This window comes from Pantoea sp. SGAir0180 (assembly GCF_043546245.1).
The window spans coordinates 3,821,554-3,838,556 of sequence record NZ_CP028071.1 but is presented as its reverse complement, the minus strand read 5'-3'; the positions used below and the strand labels follow the sequence as shown (position 1 = coordinate 3,838,556).

The 17,003-nt window shown below is 54.7% G+C and carries 14 protein-coding genes; 8 read left to right on the top strand and 6 right to left on the bottom strand.

The genetic code is table 11. The annotated features are described in order from the left end of the window. Window positions 1-137 precede the first annotated feature (137 nt). Complete coding sequence (locus C1N58_RS17955) at window positions 138-755, top strand: trimeric intracellular cation channel family protein (RefSeq protein WP_394564387.1); 618 nt, start codon at window positions 138-140, stop codon at window positions 753-755. On the opposite strand, the gene ligB is transcribed toward C1N58_RS17955, so the two are convergent. Next, a complete protein-coding gene (ligB, locus tag C1N58_RS17950; RefSeq protein WP_394550162.1) occupies window positions 669-2,438 on the bottom strand; it encodes an NAD-dependent DNA ligase LigB in 1,770 nt (589 codons plus the stop codon). The genes C1N58_RS17955 and ligB overlap by 87 nt on opposite strands. A gap of 241 nt (window positions 2,439-2,679) precedes the next feature. Between ligB and gmk the strand changes: the two genes are divergently transcribed. From gmk to C1N58_RS17915, 7 genes are all read left to right on the top strand, one after another. Further along, the gene (gene gmk, locus C1N58_RS17945; protein WP_006121348.1) at window positions 2,680-3,303 is read left to right on the top strand and encodes a guanylate kinase; all 624 of its coding nucleotides are present in this window, start codon (window positions 2,680-2,682) and stop codon (window positions 3,301-3,303) included. Between the two features lie 54 nt (window positions 3,304-3,357). Next, window positions 3,358-3,633 carry a DNA-directed RNA polymerase subunit omega gene (gene rpoZ / locus C1N58_RS17940; RefSeq protein ID WP_003851346.1) on the top strand — a complete coding sequence of 92 codons (276 nt, stop codon included), beginning with the start codon at window positions 3,358-3,360 and terminating at the stop codon, window positions 3,631-3,633. Between the two features lie 20 nt (window positions 3,634-3,653). Continuing rightward, window positions 3,654-5,762 carry a bifunctional GTP diphosphokinase/guanosine-3',5'-bis pyrophosphate 3'-pyrophosphohydrolase gene (gene spoT, locus C1N58_RS17935; RefSeq protein WP_054632862.1) on the top strand — a complete coding sequence of 703 codons (2,109 nt, stop codon included), beginning with the start codon at window positions 3,654-3,656 and terminating at the stop codon, window positions 5,760-5,762. A gap of 3 nt (window positions 5,763-5,765) precedes the next feature. Beyond that, window positions 5,766-6,467: a tRNA (guanosine(18)-2'-O)-methyltransferase TrmH gene (gene trmH / locus C1N58_RS17930; protein ID WP_054686798.1), complete on the top strand. Its 702-nt coding sequence runs from the start codon at window positions 5,766-5,768 to the stop codon at window positions 6,465-6,467. Beyond that, on the top strand, window positions 6,464-8,542 hold the full coding sequence (recG, locus tag C1N58_RS17925; protein ID WP_054632860.1) for an ATP-dependent DNA helicase RecG: 2,079 nt from the start codon (window positions 6,464-6,466) through the stop codon (window positions 8,540-8,542). Before trmH ends, recG begins: the two co-directional genes overlap by 4 nt. Before the next feature lie 83 nt (window positions 8,543-8,625). Then, window positions 8,626-9,999, top strand: coding sequence for a nucleobase:cation symporter-2 family protein (locus tag C1N58_RS17920; protein ID WP_394515237.1), 1,374 nt, complete (start codon window positions 8,626-8,628; stop codon window positions 9,997-9,999). Between the two features lie 118 nt (window positions 10,000-10,117). Then, complete coding sequence (locus tag C1N58_RS17915) at window positions 10,118-11,797, top strand: AsmA family protein (protein ID WP_033738039.1); 1,680 nt, start codon at window positions 10,118-10,120, stop codon at window positions 11,795-11,797. A 32-nt stretch (window positions 11,798-11,829) separates the two neighbouring features. On the opposite strand, the gene fabY is transcribed toward C1N58_RS17915, so the two are convergent. The 5 genes from fabY to typA form a co-directional block, all read right to left on the bottom strand. Beyond that, entirely contained in the window at window positions 11,830-12,777 is a 948-nt protein-coding gene (fabY, locus tag C1N58_RS17910; RefSeq protein ID WP_054632858.1) for a fatty acid biosynthesis protein FabY, read from the bottom strand. A gap of 59 nt (window positions 12,778-12,836) precedes the next feature. Then, window positions 12,837-13,274: a D-aminoacyl-tRNA deacylase gene (gene dtd, locus C1N58_RS17905; protein ID WP_006121336.1), complete on the bottom strand. Its 438-nt coding sequence runs from the start codon at window positions 13,272-13,274 to the stop codon at window positions 12,837-12,839. After that, window positions 13,271-14,140, bottom strand: coding sequence for a virulence factor BrkB family protein (locus C1N58_RS17900; RefSeq protein WP_033738033.1), 870 nt, complete (start codon window positions 14,138-14,140; stop codon window positions 13,271-13,273). The genes dtd and C1N58_RS17900 overlap by 4 nt, the downstream gene beginning before the upstream one ends. Window positions 14,141-14,143: 3 nt before the next feature. After that, window positions 14,144-14,740 (bottom strand): glucose-1-phosphatase, encoded by a 597-nt coding sequence (yihX, locus tag C1N58_RS17895; RefSeq protein ID WP_006121333.1) that lies wholly within the window; start codon window positions 14,738-14,740, stop codon window positions 14,144-14,146. A 225-nt stretch (window positions 14,741-14,965) separates the two neighbouring features. Next, the gene (gene typA, locus C1N58_RS17890; protein WP_006121332.1) at window positions 14,966-16,789 is read right to left on the bottom strand and encodes a ribosome-dependent GTPase TypA; all 1,824 of its coding nucleotides are present in this window, start codon (window positions 16,787-16,789) and stop codon (window positions 14,966-14,968) included. Between the last annotated feature and the right edge of the window lie 214 nt (window positions 16,790-17,003).

Sequence of the window (17,003 nt, the reverse complement as noted above, 5' to 3'; positions counted from 1 at the left end):
TACAGCCTTTTGATAATAGAGGCATTACTCTTGCCCGCATAATTTTTACTAATACTTTAACTCTTAACAACAGAAAAACTCAGTCGCGCCGTTTTTGTCAGTGGCGTAGCCTTGCCGCCGTCTTCCTGGAGCCTGCTATGTTACTTACTGTTCTTTATATTATTGGGATCACCGCCGAGGCGATGACAGGTGCGCTTGCCGCAGGTCGCCGTAAAATGGATCTGTTCGGTGTCATTATCATTGCTTCCGTTACCGCGATAGGCGGAGGCTCCGTGCGCGATATATTGCTGGGGCACTATCCGCTTGGCTGGGTTAAACATCCTGAGTACATCATGATCGTGGCCGCTGCTGCTGTAGTAACGACTTTTTTGGCACCGCTAATGACGCACCTGCGCAAGGTGTTTCTGGTATTGGATGCGCTGGGCCTGGTGGTATTTTCGATTATTGGCGCGCAGGTGGCACTGGACTCAGGCCACGCCATGATCATCGCCGCAATCAGCGCCGTGATCACGGGCGTCTTTGGCGGCGTTTTACGCGATATGTTTTGTAACCGCATCCCACTGGTATTCCAAAAAGAGCTGTACGCCGGCATCGCTTTTGCAGCAGGCTGGATGTATATCCTGCTCCTGAAAACGCCGCTGCCGCATGAAGCAGTGGTGATTATCACCTTACTCTTCGGCTTCTTTGCGCGTCTGCTGGCGCTGAGATTCCGTCTCGGGCTGCCCATCTTCAATTACCCTCATCCTGATCACTGATGAAGAAGGAATGCCCTGCTGCTGCAAAAAGTGGATTAACGCTCTGAGCCCGGCATCCTGAAACTGCGACGTAATCTGCTCTGCCCGGCGTGCACCAACGCCCGGCAGAGATTGCCAGGCCTGTTTATCACGGGCAAGAACACTCTCCCAGTCGCCGTCGGCCAATGACAGTAGCGCCTTTTGCGGCAACGCCACACCTAACGCGCTAACCCAGCGGCGCAAAGGCTGTTGACGGGTCAAACTGAATTGATGCCAGATTTGCTGCGCTCTTTCGGGTGAAATACTCGCTGCTGTCGCGATCTGTTCGGGGGTTAAGGCCAGCCACGCAAAAAGATGTGTAATCAAGCCCGTTTCCAGTAACCGTTGCCAGGTGCTACGTTGCACACCCGCAATATTTAGCACCGATTTTTGACTCAACCAACTGAGGCGCGCCAGTAACTGACGATGGCACTGCGGTGCCAAAACATAACAACTCAGCGACGTGAAACGATCCGTCTGAGGCGGCTCAGGATAGTCACGTTGCGCGACGCGCCAGATAACGCGATCCAGACGTGGAATGCCTTGTCCGGCAAGGCTGACCGTCACCTGGTCGCCCGCAATGATGTCCCGCTCTCGCCAGCGTTTTAGTGAGCCGATGCTGACTCGCCGGACGATTTTGTCATCCAGTTGAACGGGTTGCAGGTTGAGTACGACCGCGATTTTCCCCGTTCGCCCGATCGAAAAATCAACGGAACGGACCTCAGTGCTGACATCGGGAGGCGGGTATTTCCAGGCGACAGCCCACTCGCCTTCACCGGGCTGCCAGTGTTTGCCTGCAGGCCGGGCCGTCTGATGCACAACAATGCCATCGGTTACAAAAGGCAGTGGCGCGTGGAACCAGCGCTCGCGCCATTCAGCCGCGTCTTCTTCATTTTGAACAGGCTGACTCCAGTGACGCGCAAGGCTAAACCCCCAATCCGATAAACGCGTCAGTCTTTCCTTCATGGCGTCTGGTCCGTCAGGCCATCCCCAGATAAAAATGCCCAGTTGTGTCAAAAGCGGTGTGGCGTCACTACGCAACATTGCGCCTGCGACCAGAGCCCTGGCATTCTTCCCGCCGTCAAGCGCCTGGTGATGACCGGTCATCTGCAAAAAGAGTTCGCCCTGTAAAACCACGCTTTCTTCATCGCTGTCAATCTCCAGCGGAATAGCAGGGATCAGCCTGGCTTTTTCGACCCACTCCTTACCGTGTAAACCGTCGCCACGACTGATGAATGACACCAGTTTCCCGTGCCGATAGACCAGCGAAACGGCCACGCCATCGACTTTGGGCTGCACCCAGAGATCCCGGCGTGGCTGCATCCAATAGCCTAAAGCACGCTTATCACGAACCTTTTTAACACCAGTATGCGCAACGGGATGCCAGCGCGTGCCATCGTTGGGCAATACCGGTACATCCTCTTTCTCACCCGTACTGAAGCAACGTTGCCAGTGATTGAGCCGCGTCTGCAGGCTATCGTAGTCGGCATCGGCCACGGGTGAATGGCCTTGCTGATAATACGCCGCGTCCCACTGCCGGAGCTGTTGTTGTAAATGGTCAATCTCCTTTGCCGCGCGACCCGGCGTCCAGGTCGGGCACAGCGCCCCAAACGCGGAAAATGTGCTGGCTGTTATGAGCAGCCCGGCGGCTAAGCATCCTTTCATCCCTGACCTCCTGATGTTTAGGATATTCAACCGCCAAAACAGCCGGTTCAGCCAGCCCCGCTTCCCGGTTCTGGAACGCCTCCTGGAAAATGAATACCTATTTACAGCCTGCGAAACAGTGGTTGCGGCGCACCCCGCATAAACTTTTCGTGATGAGGGCGGTGCAAACGCTGCGTGGCGCGGGGAAGCCGTGTATACTTTGCAGGAAATCGACTCCGCAATTAATCAATTCAAGAACATCATGGCCCAAGGTACGCTCTATATTGTTTCTGCTCCTAGCGGCGCAGGAAAATCCAGCCTTATTCAGGCACTGTTAAAAACGCAGCCGCTGTACGATACGCAAGTGTCTGTTTCGCACACCACTCGCGGCATGCGCCCCGGTGAAGCGCACGGTGAGCATTACTTCTTTGTGCAAAAGCATGAGTTTGAAAAAATGATTGCGGAAGATGCTTTCCTTGAACACGCTAAAGTTTTCGATAACTACTACGGCACGTCGCGTAAGGCGATCGAACAGGTGCTGGCAACCGGCGTCGATGTTTTCCTTGATATAGACTGGCAGGGCGCACAGCAAATTCGCGCTAAAATGCCCGACGCGCGCAGTATATTTGTCCTGCCCCCTTCTAAAGAAGAGCTGGATCGTCGCCTGCGCGGCCGCGGTCAGGACAGCGAAGAGGTGATTGCCCGTCGTATGGCACAAGCCGTGGCCGAAATGAGCCACTATGGCGAATACGATTATTTAATTGTGAATGATGATTTTGATCTGGCGTTATCCGATCTGAAGACCATTATTCGTGCAGAACGTCTGCGCATGGCCCGCCAGAAAGCGCGCCATGATGCTTTAATCAGCAAACTGTTGGCAGTCTGAACCCAGTTTCAGTATGATGCCGAGTCATTTCTTCATCTGTGGAGTAGCACACCTATGGCACGCGTAACCGTTCAGGACGCAGTAGAAAAAGTTGGTAATCGTTTTGACCTGGTGTTGGTCGCTGCACGTCGTGCACGTCAGATGCAGGTAGGCGGCAAAGATCCGCTGGTTCCGGAAGAGAACGATAAACCGACCGTTATCGCATTGCGCGAAATCGAAGAAGGTCTGGTCACCAATCAGATTTTAGATGTGCGTGATCGTCAGGAGCAGCAAGAGCAGGAAGCCGCTGAGTTACAGGCCGTTACCGCTATCGCTGAAGGTCGTCGTTAACCGCGAACTGCAGGTCAACCTTGTATCTGTTTGAAAGTCTCAATCAACTGATTGAACAATACTTGCCTGAGGACCAGATCAAGCGCCTCAAGCAAGCCTATCTCGTATCACGTGATGCCCACGAGGGACAGACACGCTCCAGCGGTGAGCCTTACATTACCCATCCTGTTGCGGTGGCGTGCATTCTGGCGGAAATGAAGCTCGACCATGAAACCCTCATGGCCGCGCTTTTGCACGACGTCATTGAAGATACGCCAGCGACCTATCAGGATATGGAACAACTGTTTGGCAAAAGCGTAGCTGAACTGGTTGAAGGCGTTTCGAAGCTGGATAAGCTGAAATTCCGTGATAAGAAAGAGGCACAGGCAGAAAACTTCCGCAAGATGATTATGGCGATGGTGCAGGACATCCGCGTTATTCTCATCAAGCTGGCTGACCGCACCCACAACATGCGTACGCTCGGGTCCTTACGCCCTGATAAACGTCGTCGCATCGCGCTGGAAACGCTGGAAATATACAGCCCACTGGCGCACCGGCTGGGTATTCATCACCTTAAAACGGAACTGGAAGAGCTGGGTTTTGAAGCGCTCTATCCGAACCGTTTTCGGGTAATTAAAGAGGTCGTGAAAGCGGCCCGCGGCAACCGTAAAGAGATGATTCAAAAAATCCTCTCTGAAATCGACGGTCGTTTGCAGGAAGCCGGTATTCCCTGCCGGGTAAGTGGTCGCGAAAAGCACCTTTACTCGATTTACCGCAAAATGACGCTGAAAGAGCAGCGTTTTCACTCGATCATGGATATCTATGCCTTTCGCGTCATCGTGAAAGATCTGGATACCTGTTATCGCGTACTGGGCCAGATGCACAGCTTATATAAGCCGCGTCCGGGCCGGGTCAAAGATTACATTGCTATCCCCAAGGCTAACGGCTATCAATCGCTGCATACCTCTATGATCGGGCCGCATGGCGTGCCGGTTGAGGTGCAAATCCGTACCGAAGATATGGATCAGATGGCCGAAATGGGGGTGGCGGCACACTGGGCCTATAAACAGGCCGGTGAAAGCGGCACAACCGCGCAGGTGCGTGCGCAACGCTGGCTGCAAAGCCTGCTGGAGCTGCAACAAAGTGCCGGTAGCTCATTTGAATTCATCGAAAGCGTCAAATCCGATCTCTTCCCGGATGAAATCTATGTCTTTACACCGGAAGGCCGCATCGTCGAGCTGCCTACCGGGGCAACGCCTGTCGATTTTGCCTACGCGGTCCATACCGATATCGGTCATGCCTGCGTTGGCGCGCGCGTTGATCGCCAGCCTTATCCGCTGTCACAGCCGCTTACCAGCGGCCAGACCATCGAGATCATCACAGCGCCTGGTGCGCGTCCTAACGCGGCCTGGCTCAACTTTGTCGTCAGTTCCAAAGCCCGCGCGAAGATTCGTCAGTTGCTGAAAAACCTGAAGCGCGAAGACTCGGTGAATCTGGGGCGTCGCCTGCTCAGCCATGCGTTGGGTGGCAGTCGTAAACTGGCGGAGGTGCCAGCCGAAAACATCAAGCAGGAGCTTGATCGGATGAAGCTGACCTCACTGGACGATCTGTTAGCCGAAATCGGCCTGGGTAATGCCATGAGCGTGGTCGTCGCCAAGAACCTGTTGCAGACCGACACCAGCGCGCTCAACAACAACAAAAAACAAGGCAAGCTGCCGATTAAAGGGGCAGACGGCGTCCTCATTACCTTTGCAAAATGCTGCCGCCCCATTCCAGGCGATCCTATCGTTGCCCACGTCAGCCCGGGCAAGGGCCTGGTCGTTCACCATGAGTCCTGTCGCAATATTCGTGGCTACCAAAAAGAGCCCGAAAAATTCATGCCTGTGGAGTGGGATAAAGTTACAGAGCAGGAGTTTGTCGCAGAGATAAAGGTGGATATGTTTAACCACCAGGGCGCACTGGCCAACCTGACGGCCGCCATCAATACGGCGGGCTCCAATATTCAGAGCCTGAATACGGAAGAACGTGATGGCCGTGTTTACAGTGCTTTTATTCGTCTGACCGCACGCGATCGCGTCCACCTGGCCAATATCATGCGTAAAATCCGTGTGATGCCGGATGTGATTAAAGTTCACCGCAACCGTAACTAGTGCATGAATCCTCAACGTTTTGCCCGAATTCAGGAAATGCTGGCCTTGCGCCAGCACGACCTTACCGTCTGCATGGAGCAGGTACATAAGCCGCACAATGTTTCTGCTGTCATTCGCACCGCGGATGCTGTCGGTATCCATGAAGTCCATGCCGTATGGCCAGGCCAACGCATGCGAACGCAAGCCTCAGCCTCGGCTGGCAGCAACAGTTGGGTAAACGTAGTAACGCACCGCTCAATCAGCGACGCGATTAGCCACCTCAAAACGCAAGACATGCAGATACTGGCGACGAACCTGTCGGCGGATGCTGTGGATTTTCGTGAGATTGACTACACCAAACCTACCTGCATTTTGATGGGTCAGGAAAAAACGGGCATTACCGATGAAGCCCTGGCGCTGGCCGACCACCATATCATTATCCCGATGGTGGGTATGGTCCAGTCGCTTAACGTTTCCGTTGCCTCTGCCCTGATTCTGTATGAAGCCCAGCGCCAGCGGCAGAATGCTGGCATGTACCGTCGTCAGTCCAGCCACCTGGCAGAGAAAGAGCAACAGCGCCTGCTGTTTGAGGGCGGCTATCCCGTTCTGGCGCGCGTGGCAAAACATAAACGGATGCCTTATCCCCATATCAACGCGCAGGGTGACATTGAAGCCGATGAAAGTTGGTGGGCCGCCATGCAGTCAACGGGCAGACGTCAGAAATGAAAGGCCGTCTGCTGGATGCCATCCCGCTCAGTACCCTGACCGGCGTCGGCGCCAGTCAGGCAGCAAAGCTGGCTAAAATCGGCCTGCACACCATTCAGGATTTACTGCTTCACCTTCCTCTGCGTTATGAAGATCGTACGCAGTTATATGCCATTAACGACCTGTTGCCTGGCATTTGGGCGACAGTGGAAGGCGAAGTCCTGCATACCGATATCACTTTTGGCCGTCGGCGCATGATGGTCTGTCAGATCGGGGATGGCAGTGGCGTTTTAACGCTGCGCTTTTTCAACTTCAATGCCGGCATGAAAAACAGCCTCGCACCGGGCCGACGCGTCACCGCTTACGGCGAAATCAAACGCGGTCAGCGCGGCGCAGAAATCATCCATCCGGAATACCGCGTACAGGGCGAGCACAGCCATGTCACGCTGGAAGAAACGCTGACGCCCGTGTATTCCACGACCGAGGGCATTCGTCAGGCGACCCTGCGCAGCCTGACCGATCAGGCTTTAACCCTGCTGGATAGCTGTGCCATCACAGAACTTTTGCCGCAGGCGTTAAGCGGCGGGCTGTTAAGCCTGCCTGAAGCCCTTTGCACGCTGCACCGCCCGCCGCCGGACCTCAAACTCAGCGAGCTCGAGAGTGGGCAGCATCCCGCACAGCGCAGGCTGATTCTGGAAGAACTGCTGGCGCATAACCTCAGTATGCTGGCCGTCAGGGCCGGCGCACAGCGCCATTACGCCCTGCCGATGCCTGCCCGGCATACATTGAGTGACCGGTTACTGGCCGCCCTGCTGTTTTCCCCTACGGCAGCCCAAAAACGCGTTGTCGCAGAGATCGAAAAAGACTTAGCGAATGACTTCCCCATGCTGCGCCTGGTACAGGGAGACGTCGGTTCAGGTAAAACCCTGGTTGCCGCGCTCGCCGCGCTGAACGTTATCGCCCACGGTAAGCAGGTGGCCCTGATGGCACCTACAGAGTTACTGGCTGAACAACACGCCAATAATTTTCGCCAGTGGCTGGCACCGCTTGGCCTTGAGGTCGGCTGGCTGGCGGGCAAACAAAAGGGCAAAGCGCGACAGGCCCAGCAAGAGGCGATTGCCAGCGGGCAGGTTGCGATGGTGGTTGGCACGCATGCCCTGTTCCAGGAGCAGGTGAAGTTTAACGGGCTGGCGCTGGTCATCATTGATGAGCAACACCGCTTTGGCGTGCATCAGCGACTGGCGTTATGGGAAAAAGGAGAAGAGCAGGGTTTTCATCCCCACCAGCTCATCATGACAGCGACGCCGATCCCGCGCACGCTGGCCATGACCGCCTACGCCGATCTTGATACCTCAACCATTGATGAGCTGCCGCCAGGCAGAACACCGGTGACCACCGTAGCGATCCCTGACAGTCGTCGTAATGAGATCATTGAGCGTGTGCAAAAGGCCTGTCACGAGGGCCGTCAGGCTTACTGGGTCTGTACGTTAATTGAAGAGTCAGACCTGCTGGAAGCTCAGGCTGCGGAAGCCACATGGGAAGAACTCAAAGTGGCGCTGCCTGATTTGCAGGTCGGGCTGGTTCATGGCCGTATGAAGCCAGCGGAGAAGCTGGCGGTCATGCAGGCTTTCAAAGCCAACGAAATCCAGCTGTTAGTTGCTACAACCGTCATTGAAGTCGGTGTGGACGTGCCGAACGCCAGCTTGATGATTATTGAAAATCCGGAACGACTTGGTCTGGCGCAACTGCACCAGCTACGTGGTCGCGTAGGACGCGGCGCGGTCGCCTCTCATTGTGTTCTGCTGTACAAAGCGCCGCTGAGCAAGACGGCCCAGAAGCGTTTGCAGGTGTTGCGTGACAGCAATGACGGTTTCGTGATTGCTCAGCATGATTTAGAGATTCGTGGTCCGGGGGAGCTACTGGGAACACGCCAGACCGGTAATGCGGAGTTTAAAGTTGCCGATCTGCTGCGCGATCAGGCCATGATCCCTGAAGTCCAGCGCGTCGCTCGTCATATTCACGAACATTATCCTGAGCAGGCGCAGGCGCTGATTGAGCGTTGGCTGCCCGAAACCGGCCGCTACAGCAACGCCTGACCTTTTTTTGCAACCGTAAGCAAACGTTTGCTTTTGATCCGGGGACGATTACAATCGCCTCACTTTTTTTGGGAACCATGACGATGTCGACCACACAGCAACCAGCCCCCACCACCGCCAGTAAAAGTGAACTGATCTATCGCCTGGAAGATCGTCCGCCGCTAACGCAAACCTTGTTTGCAGCCGGACAACACCTTCTGGCGATGTTTGTTGCGGTGATCACGCCCGCGCTGCTCATCTGCCAGGCGCTCGGTTTACCGGCGCAGGATACACAGCACATTATCAGCATGTCCCTGTTCGCGTCCGGTGTGGCATCGGTACTGCAAATCAAAACCTGGGGACCGATCGGTTCAGGGTTACTCTCCATTCAGGGCACCAGCTTTAACTTTGTCACGCCGCTGATTATGGGGGGAATGGCGCTGAAAAATGGTGGCGCGGACGTGCCCACAATGATGGCGGCGCTGTTTGGTACATTGATGGTAGCCTCCTGTACGGAAATGGTGCTGTCGCGCGTGCTGCATCTGGCACGCCGCATCATCACGCCGTTAGTCTCAGGTATTGTAGTGATGATTATCGGCTTATCCCTGATTCAGGTCGGCCTTACCTCCATCGGCGGCGGGTTTGCTGCGATGAACGATCACAGCTTCGGCGCGCCGAAAAATCTGCTGTTAGCCGGTGCCGTGCTGGTGGTGATTATCCTGCTGAATCGCCAGAAAAACCCCTATCTGCGCGTTGCGTCGCTGGTGATTGCGATGGCGGTGGGCTACCTGCTGGCCTGGGCAATGGGCATGCTACCCACCATCAGCACGCCTGCCGGACAGCCGATCGTGGCGTTCCCCACTCCGCTCTATTACGGCCTGGGATTTGACTGGAATCTGCTGATCCCGCTGATGCTGGTCTTTATGGTGACCTCGCTGGAAACCATTGGGGACATCACCGCCACTTCGGATGTCTCTGAACAGCCGGTCAGCGGCCCGTTATACATGAAGCGCCTGAAAGGCGGTGTGCTGGCAAACGGCCTGAACTCTTTTGTATCTGCCCTGTTTAATACCTTTCCTAACTCCTGCTTTGGCCAGAATAATGGCGTGATTCAGCTGACAGGCGTTGCCAGCCGCTACGTGGGATTTGTTGTCGCGCTGATGCTGATCCTGCTGGGACTGTTCCCGGCAGTGAGCGGACTGGTACAGCACATTCCTGAGCCCGTGCTGGGCGGCGCTACGATTGTGATGTTTGGCACAATCGCCGCATCCGGTGTCCGTATCGTTTCCCGGGAGCCGCTGAATCGCCGGGCTATCATGATTATCGCGCTGTCGCTGGCGGCAGGACTCGGTGTTTCCCAGCAGCCTCTGATTCTGCAATTTGCACCCGACTGGCTGAAAACGTTACTCTCTTCCGGTATCGCTGCGGGTGGGATTACCGCGATTGTGCTGAATCTTATCTTCCCCCCCGAAAAGTAACGTTCAAGGCAGGCGGCAACCCGCCTGCTATTTCGGCTGATTTACATCCAGGCGGTTGAGCTATAACGATAATTCAGGCATAACAACCTTTCAGCGGACTGAACCCGGGAAGGATACAATGAAATTTATAGGAAAGTTTTTCCTCACCTTATTGTTACTGCTGCTGTTTGCGCTGATCGTCGTCTATGTTCTGCTGCAAACTCAGTGGGGCGCGGGCTGGTTTAGCCGTTGGGTGAGTGATAAAACAGAATGGCATCTGTCGCTGAGCAAAATTGAGCACAATTTTTCTTCACCTACGCACATTATTCTGGATGACTTCAGCTTTGGTCATGACGGCCAGCCTGCCGTACTGGTGGCCAAACGCGTCGACCTTGGCATCGCCCTGTTACAGTTCAGCGATCCGTTTCATTTTGCCAGCATAGAATTACGCGACGGCGAGGTAAACCTTGCTAACCTGGCGAACAAAAGCGCACTGCCCATGCAGGCAAACCGCCTGCAGTTAAACAACATGCGCATCGACAGCCCTGCCTCAGCGCTACCGCTGGCGGCACAGCAGGTGAATGGCGGCATTGTGCCCTGGCATCCGCAGGCCGGTGATTTGCTGGGTCGTGATGCGCAGTTCCAGATGAGCGCGGCCAGGATGACGCTCAACAGCGTTGACGGTGAAAACGTGCTGATTCAGGGTAATGTGTCCCAGGGCCGCATGGTATTTAGCAACATTGGGGCGGACTTAGCACGCGGTTCAATGACCGGTAACGGTGAGCGCGACGCGCAGGGTAACTGGAAGATTAATCAACTGCGTCTGAACGATATCCGTCTGCAAACGGCGCATACGCTTGTCGATTTCCTGAAACCGTTTGAAGAAGTACCCTCAGTTACGCTCAACCGGGTTGATATTACCGATGCCCGGCTCCAGGGCCCTGACTGGGCGGTGACCGATCTCGATCTGACGCTGAAAAATCTGAGCTGGAAGGGCCGGGACTGGCAGAGCCAGGACGGATCGCTGGCCATGAATGCCGGTAACTTTATTAACGGGCGCTTCGAACTTAACGATCCCATCATTAACATGGATTTCTCGCCTCAGGGGATTGCCCTGACGCAGTTCAGCTCGCGCTGGGCCAATGGCGTTATCCGGGCTGACGGCAACTGGTCACGTCAGGATAAACGGTTAACGCTGAATAATCTGGCGGTGGCCGGGCTGGAATATACCTTGCCTCAGAACTGGCGGGCGTTATGGCAGGATGCCCTGCCTGACTGGCTGGATGCCGTAACCGTGACGCGCTTTACCTCGAACCGCAATTTACTGATCGATATTAATCCGGCCTTCCCTTTCCAGCTCACTTCACTGGATGGCAGCGGCGAAAATCTGCAGTTGGCCCGTCAGCATCAATGGGGAATCTGGTCAGGTAAGCTGAGTCTGAACGCGGCGGAGTCGACCTTCAATCGTACCGATTTACGTCATCCTTCTGTCGCACTGGAGGCTGATGAACAACAAATTAAGGTGACAGAGCTCAGTGCGTTTAGTGGTAAAGGGTTGCTGGAAGGCACGGCGACCATAGGGCAGCAGGCTGATCGACCTGTCAGCCTGAACCTGACGGGACGCGGCGTGCCCGTTAATGTTCTGCAAAACTGGGGCTGGCCGGCGCTTCCCTTGCAGGGTGACAGCAATTTGCAGCTGCGCCTGAACGCCTCACTGAAAGCGAATCAGCCGCTGGCCCCGTCGGTTAACGCGACACTGTCCGTAACCACAGACAGCCAGCAGCTACAGCAGAGCATGCAGGCCGGACAGGTCCGCTAACGCACACAGGGCCGCAATAGCGGCCCTGTGATTTAATTGATACGCGCGCCGGAGCCGCCCTCTTCCAGTGGTCCGTCGGGATCCACCGGCAACACGATGTAAACCGCTTCAAATACCGCGCCACACTCATCATCGCCAAACAGCTGCACTTCAAGCTGAACACGGGCTTTGCGTCCGCGCGCCAGGCGATCAAGATCGCCACTCAGTGAGCCAAGATCGGCAATAGCACCGGGTTTACCGGTAATCGGACGACTGTAGCGTATGTGCGCGTCGGCCAGAATAATGGTGCCGCCCAGATGGCGCTCCCGCAGTAACAGCCAGATCAGCCCCCAGCCGGTGAGCGTAGCCAGTGAAAACAGGCTTCCGGCAAACAACGTATGGTGCGGATTTTGGTTGCCGGTTTCCGGCATGGTGGTAATAAACTTCTGCCCGGTATATTGCAGGATGCGCACGCCCATTTTTTCACTCAGAGGAATGTGCTCATACCAGGCCTGTTGTAACTGCCCGCACCAGTCTGCACGGTGCAGAATATCGTCCAGTGTGACGACCGGCTTGATCATCAGAAAGTGGCGCACCGGCGTAGTCTGCGGTGCGGTAATCTCGCCCTGATTCAGGTAGCCAAGTTTAGCGAAGAACGCCACCGCATCTTCTCGTGCGCTACAGGTCACGCGCTTCACGCCTTCCTGACGCGCAACGGACTCCAGCGTCATCGCCACCAGCGTGCCGAGACCTTTGCCCTGTACGGTGGGATGAACGGCCAAAAAACGGATAGCCGCTTCGTTATCAGCATTGATATAGAGCCGCCCTACCGCAACCGGCTTGCCCTGTTCATCCACCACCATTTGATGATGCGCTAATGCATCCCAGGCATCGCGTTCAGAACCCTGAGGCTGATGCAGCGGCTTTCGTAACATTTCCCAGCGGAACTGATAATACATATCCAGCTCTTCCGTCGTTTGTGGCACACGAAGATGATACATAAAATGGTTCTCTCGTTCTGATGTGGGGTTGCCGAGGCTAAGCCGTGCGAAATGAGGCGTCATACCTGTAACCAGAACGTCACCGGACCGTCGTTGACCAGAGCAACCTGCATATCGGCAGCAAAACGGCCATTGGCGGTCGTGACATCATGACGGCGACAACACGCGCTGAAATACTCATATAACCGCTCCGCTTCCTGCGGCGCGGCGCCACCGGAAAAAGAGGGCCGCATGCCCTTTTGCGTATCGGCAGCCAGGGTGAACTGTGATACCACCAGCACGCTTCCGCCAGCCTGTTTGACGTTCAGGTTCATTTTGCCCTGTTCATCGCTAAAAATACGGTAGCCCAGTACGCGCTCCGCCAGTCGTTCAGCGCGCTTTTCGTCATCACCTTTTTCAACGCCTAACAGAATCAATAATCCCTGCCCGATCTCACCCACGACCGCATGATCAATGCTGACGCTGGCACGCTGAACGCGTTGAATTAAAGCAATCATCCGTCCTCTCGTTCTTTTTCTCTTTCCTGCCGTTTGAACTGGCGATAGTCATCTAAGGTAACCGTAATTTCGGCACCGAGCAAAACGATGCACCAGGTCCAGTACACCCACAGGAAAAGAATGGGGATCACCGCCAGCACGCCATAGATTAACTGATACGTCGGGAACATCGTAACATACAGCGCAAACCCCTTTTTCCCCAGTTCAAACAGCAACCCGGCGACCAGCGCCCCCGTCAGCGCATCGCGAGAAGGCACCCGCTGCGTCGGGACAATACTGTACAGCAACCAAAATGACAGCCACGACAGAAGCAAGGGAAAGAAACGCAGCGTCTGATCGACCAGGCTGGTCACCCCCGTCACGTTTATCCATTTCAGCGACAGCAGGTAAGAGCTGATGGCTAAACTGGCACCAGCCAGCAACGGCCCAAGCGTCAATATCATCCAGTAGACGGCAAAGGAATAGACCAGCGGGCGCTTTTTATGACTGCGCCAGATAGCATTCAGAGCCGAATCGACAGAATGCATCAACAGCAGCGCCGTGACAATCAGCCCCACGGCGCCCACGGCGGTCATGCGGTGCACGTTAGCCACAAACTGCTCAAGGTAACGCTGCAACGTGTTCCCCGCAGCAGGCATAAAGTTGGCAAAAATAAAGTTTTTAAGCTGGACGCTGATATCAGAAAACACAGGAAACGCGGCAAACAGCGCAAAAACTACGGCGATCAGCGGCACCAGCGCCAGTAGCGACACAAAGGCCAGGTTGCCCGCCTGTGTCGTCATGGCATCATTATCAATGCGCTTCCAGAGCAGCTTAAGCCACAGCCAGAAGGCATGAAACCTGGGGCGAAAACGATGTAACTTCATGGCTTAAGGCTGACCCGCGAACCAGTCGGGCACGGTTTTACTGTCGGTCACCAGCACGCTGGTAATGCCTAATGCGCGCGCACCTTCAATATTGGCGGCATTGTCGTCGAAGAAGACGGCCTGATCGGCACTGAATCCTTCCGCATCCAGTACGTGCTGATAAATGCGGGCTTCAGGTTTACGCATGCCCAGTTCCTGGGACAGATAAATCTTGTCAGCCGCCTGCTGCACATCAGGATACTGGGTCGGCCAGAAGGTGCAATGCAGTGCATTGGTATTCGACAATATCACCACCCGATGTCCCGCCTGGCGTAGCTGATTCATCAGCGCCAGCGTATCCGGACGCACTCCCACAAAGATAGCCTGCCAGCCCGCAGCAAACTGTTCATAGCTCAGCGCAATCTCCAGTTTTTCACATAAGGCTTCTGCAAAGGCTTCATCGCTGATTTCACCGCGCTCATGCTGCTCAAAAGCCGCATCCATTTGAAAATGACTTTGAAGCGATGCCAGCGGTACGCGGCTGAGGTCACTCCAGACGCCCAACACGCGGTTAAAGTCGATATCGATAATCACATTGCCCAAATCAAAGATATACAGCATGGTGCCTCCTTTGGTTCCCTGGATCATTCACTCTAGCGGTAAAAGTGCGGCCTGAACAGGCGGCCCGGACGAGAAAATTACACACTTTAAATTAAGGTACGACAGGACAAAGTGGGAAGGGGACAAAGAAGAAGTTACAGGCTGGTTTAGACTGGATTTAACTGAGCTGGTAAAAACCCCGGACAAAAAAAAGCCCCGTTAAAACGGGGCTTTATTACTACGCGATTAGGCGTCTTTACCGCCGCGTGAAGCACGCTTACGGTCGTTCTCAGTCAGGTGACGTTTACGGATACGCACTGACAGAGGCGTAACTTCGACCAGTTCGTCATCATCAATGAACTCGATCGCCTGTTCCAGCGTCATTTTCTGCGGTGGAACCAGTGTGGTGGCTTCGTCAGTACCGGAGGCACGCATGTTAGTCAGCTTCTTACCGGTCAGGCAGTTCACGGTCAGGTCGTTAGAACGGCTGTGAATACCGATGATCTGGCCTTCATAAACTTCCGCGCCATGGCCCAGGAACAGCTTACCGCGATCCTGCAGACCGAACAGGGCGAACGCTACCGCTTTACCCTGGCCGTTAGAGATCAGAACGCCGTTCTGACGCTGACCCACTTCGCCCGGACGAATATCGTCGTAGTGGCTGAAGGTGGAGTACAGCAGACCTGTACCTGATGTCATGGTCATAAATTCGTTACGGAAACCGATCAGACCACGGCTTGGGATGACGTAGTCAAGACGTACGCGGCCTTTGCCATCTGGATCCATATTTTTCAGGTCGCCTTTACGCTCGCCCATGGCCTGCATAACGGAACCCTGATGCGTTTCTTCGATATCCAGCGTCACGTTCTCGAATGGCTCTTGTTTACGGCCTTCGAATTCGCGGAAGATAACTTTCGGACGGGATACCGCCAGTTCGAAACCTTCACGACGCATGTTCTCGATCAGTACAGACAGATGCAGCTCACCACGGCCCGATACGCGGAACGCGTCAGCATCTTCGGTCTCTTCCACACGCAGTGCCACGTTGTGAACCAGTTCTTTGTTCAGACGCTCAAGAATCTGACGTGAGGTCACGTACTTACCTTCTTTACCGCAGAACGGTGAGGTGTTGACGTTGAAGAACATGGTTACCGTTGGCTCATCCACGCTCAGGGCTGGCAGCGCCTGCACATTCTGCGGATCGCAAATGGTGTCAGAAATGTTCAGTTCACCCAGACCGGTGATCGCAATGATGTCGCCCGCTTCTGCCAGGTCGCTGTCAATACGCTCCAGCCCCAGGTGAGTCAGCACTTTACCCACTTTACCGTTACGGGTTTTGCCTTCGCTGTCTACGATGGTGACTTGCTGGTTAGGCTTCACTTTACCGCGCTTGATGCGGCCGATACCGATCACGCCCAGATAGTTGTTGTAGTCCAGCTGAGAGATTTGCATCTGCAGCGGCGCTTCGACTTCAACCTGTGGAGGTGAAACGTGGTCAACGATTGCCTGATACAGCGGGGTCATATCGTCAGCCATGTCGGTGTGATCCAGACCGGCAATACCATTCAGCGCAGAGGCGAAAATGATAGGGAAATCGAGCTGCTCGTCCGTTGCATCCAGGTTAACGAACAGGTCAAACACCTGATCAACAACCCAGTCAGGACGTGCGCCAGGGCGGTCAACTTTGTTGATAACCACAATCGGCTTCAAACCATGCGCGAACGCTTTTTTGGTAACGAAGCGGGTTTGCGGCATAGGGCCATCCATCGCATCTACAACCAACAGTACCGAATCCACCATAGACATTACGCGTTCAACTTCACCACCGAAGTCGGCGTGTCCTGGGGTATCAACGATGTTGATACGGTAGTCGTTCCATTTAATGGCGGTATTTTTTGCGAGGATGGTAATCCCACGCTCTTTCTCCAAATCATTGGAGTCCATCACGCGCTCGGTGGCTTCAGTACGGGCATCAAAAGTACCAGACTGTTGCAGCAGTTTATCAACCAGGGTGGTCTTTCCATGGTCAACGTGCGCGATGATGGCGATGTTACGCAAATTTTCGATCACAGCTTTTTTGCCTCAGGCATTAGAAATAACGCGGTATTGTACACGGATTAAGCGGGAGACTGAACACGATCACACTTTTCACTGAAAGTTTATTGCATTGTCGCAAAATCGCACTAATAGCCGTGCAAAAATTGCACTGCAATGATGTTTTGCACCACAATGGTGCTCATTTTCAACGCCAATGCACATAAAAAGTGCAGTGCATCTATCATGG

Bases quoted from the DNA above. Each gene is read 5' to 3' on its own strand.
- gmk (WP_006121348.1), top strand. From the start codon at position 2,680: ATGGCCCAAGGTACGCTCTATATTGTTTCTGCTCCTAGCGGCGCAGGA.
- trmH (WP_054686798.1), top strand. From the start codon at position 5,766: ATGAATCCTCAACGTTTTGCCCGAATTCAGGAAATGCTGGCCTTGCGC.
- C1N58_RS17955 (WP_394564387.1), top strand. From the start codon at position 138: ATGTTACTTACTGTTCTTTATATTATTGGGATCACCGCCGAGGCGATG.
- yihX (WP_006121333.1), bottom strand. From the start codon at position 14,740: ATGCTGTATATCTTTGATTTGGGCAATGTGATTATCGATATCGACTTT.
- C1N58_RS17920 (WP_394515237.1), top strand. From the start codon at position 8,626: ATGTCGACCACACAGCAACCAGCCCCCACCACCGCCAGTAAAAGTGAA.
- C1N58_RS17915 (WP_033738039.1), top strand. From the start codon at position 10,118: ATGAAATTTATAGGAAAGTTTTTCCTCACCTTATTGTTACTGCTGCTG.
- dtd (WP_006121336.1), bottom strand. From the start codon at position 13,274: ATGATTGCTTTAATTCAACGCGTTCAGCGTGCCAGCGTCAGCATTGAT.
- recG (WP_054632860.1), top strand. From the start codon at position 6,464: ATGAAAGGCCGTCTGCTGGATGCCATCCCGCTCAGTACCCTGACCGGC.
- fabY (WP_054632858.1), bottom strand. From the start codon at position 12,777: ATGTATCATCTTCGTGTGCCACAAACGACGGAAGAGCTGGATATGTAT.
- ligB (WP_394550162.1), bottom strand. From the start codon at position 2,438: ATGAAAGGATGCTTAGCCGCCGGGCTGCTCATAACAGCCAGCACATTT.
- C1N58_RS17900 (WP_033738033.1), bottom strand. From the start codon at position 14,140: ATGAAGTTACATCGTTTTCGCCCCAGGTTTCATGCCTTCTGGCTGTGG.
- rpoZ (WP_003851346.1), top strand. From the start codon at position 3,358: ATGGCACGCGTAACCGTTCAGGACGCAGTAGAAAAAGTTGGTAATCGT.